Origin of the sequence: Campylobacter concisus, from assembly GCF_902460895.1 — a bacterium.
Taxonomy (GTDB): domain Bacteria; phylum Campylobacterota; class Campylobacteria; order Campylobacterales; family Campylobacteraceae; genus Campylobacter_A; species Campylobacter_A concisus_BC.
The window spans coordinates 3,064-4,946 of record NZ_CABPVL010000005.1 but is presented as its reverse complement, the minus strand read 5'-3'; the positions used below and the strand labels follow the sequence as shown (position 1 = coordinate 4,946).

Genomic DNA, 1,883 nt, shown 5'->3' with positions numbered 1-1,883 from the left:
GTTAGAGGGTTTAGCTTTTTATCTAATTTACCAGCCTCATATAGTCTTGTTAGCTCTTCTGGTGTGTTGTAGTATGGTGCATTTGGATATCCCTCTGGTGGGGTTAGAGCTAGTATTTTAGCTTCTAATAGATTAATGTCTCTATTCAAAACTACTTGCCTATATTCTTGATCGTCTGGTTCAGCTACGTCAAAAGGAAGCATTTCATCTTTTAGGACATCTTTCATTTTTGTCATAAATTCTTCTCTTGTAGTCTCGTTTGCATCAAGGTCTCTAGGGTCTAGTAGTTTTCCTTCATCTTCTACTAGCTTTCTAAAATACCGCATAACTCTACCATCAGTATCAAGGGCAAGTCCCCTATTAAAATCCATCACAAAGTAATTCCCCACTATCTCATCAAGATAAGGCATCATTCCATATTCATCTAATGGGGGATTTTTAGCTAGTCTTCTAAATTCTTCAGCCATTTGTAAATTTGTATTTAGACCTATATTATATGTTTGGTATTCAAATAGATCACCTAAATATTCTAAAGCTTTTACTACTCCTAGCTGGGCAGCTAAGAAAATTCTTTGATAGTCCCTTGCTTTAAACCCAGCTTCATTTCCATATGAAAATCCCATAGGATCTCCAAGTATTCCTGCACACATTCCCCACTCTGCCGAAAAGAGCATTGATTTTAATGTGCCTTTGTGAGCATTTACTTCATCATAAATTTCAGCATACTCTGGCTTTGTTAGTTTGCCATTACTATCTACTCTACCTATTGCATCATCTGGGATATCTATCATAGTGCATTTTAGATTACTTCTTTTTACTAGATAGATATATCTATCTCTTTTATCTTTTAAGCTTTCATAGTAGGCTTTTTCTGATTTAGTCCAAGGTGATAGTTTATTTGAGCTTGATTTATAGCTAATGTCTAGCCATGGTTTAAATGATAGATGGTCTGTTTGACCTAGAGAATTTGGTTTAGGGTTATAGTATAAGGGTTTATAGTTTTTATATGGAGATGAGTCGAGGATGGAGCGGGCTTCCAAGAGATACTTGGATTGAATTTCTAAGTATTCCCTATTTGTCCTAGGTTTATTATAATTATCATTGTTTGGTATCATTAAATTTGTCTTTTTATCAAATGGTATTTCCATTCCATTTGGAGCTATAACTGTATATGTATTAGTATTATCCATTAAATTTTCTTTATTCATAGTTTTTCCTTTGTTGATAAACAGTGCTGAAGCTATTACTACTAAAATAACTAAAGTTATAAATATAGTTTTCTTCATATCTTATCCTATATATAGACCATCTTCCATAACTATGGTAGTGGCTAGACGACCTACTAGGCGAGGTGGGATAGATGATGTGGTTTGAGTGCTCTTGTCTTTTCTATCTGACGATCCGAACTCCTTACACCCCACATATATACCCTTTATGTTATTGTTGCCAATAGTATCAAGAGCTTCTACTAGATCTCTTGATAGGTTGCGGTGAGTATTGTCATAGTTGGTGTTAAAAATTCCTAGTCTAAGCTTATATATAATATTTGCAGCCTCTTGATAGGCATCTATCGGATATTTTGGTTTGCCTGCTGCTTTATTTGGCAATGCGCCATCCTTGTAATTATTGTATATCTCTTTCTCCTCTTTCACATCTAAATTTAACTCCCTTATCTCTACATCAGATTCAGTATATCTACTTCTAGCATAGTTAAAATACCTTGCATCTATCTCATTACCAGATCCTCTTAGCTCATCTAAGCATAGATAAGCACTAAGGTTATTTAGTGCTAGTTTAGAGGCTAGGTTAAAAGATAGTTTGTTTTTCTTGTGGTCTATGTCGTAGTATATAAATGAGTTATAGTCTAGTCCTCCACTACTTAT

At 34.4% G+C, this 1,883-nt stretch carries 1 protein-coding gene and 1 pseudogene; both read right to left on the bottom strand.

Annotated elements, in window-relative coordinates; all coding sequences use genetic code 11:
• A partial coding sequence (locus F3G98_RS09305) for a thioredoxin reductase (RefSeq protein WP_149726094.1) occupies positions 1-1,286 on the bottom strand: 1,286 nt, incomplete at its 3' end.
• 3 nt (positions 1,287-1,289) lie between these two features.
• Positions 1,290-1,883 (bottom strand): annotated as a pseudogene (locus F3G98_RS10525) (hypothetical protein); the annotation flags it as partial.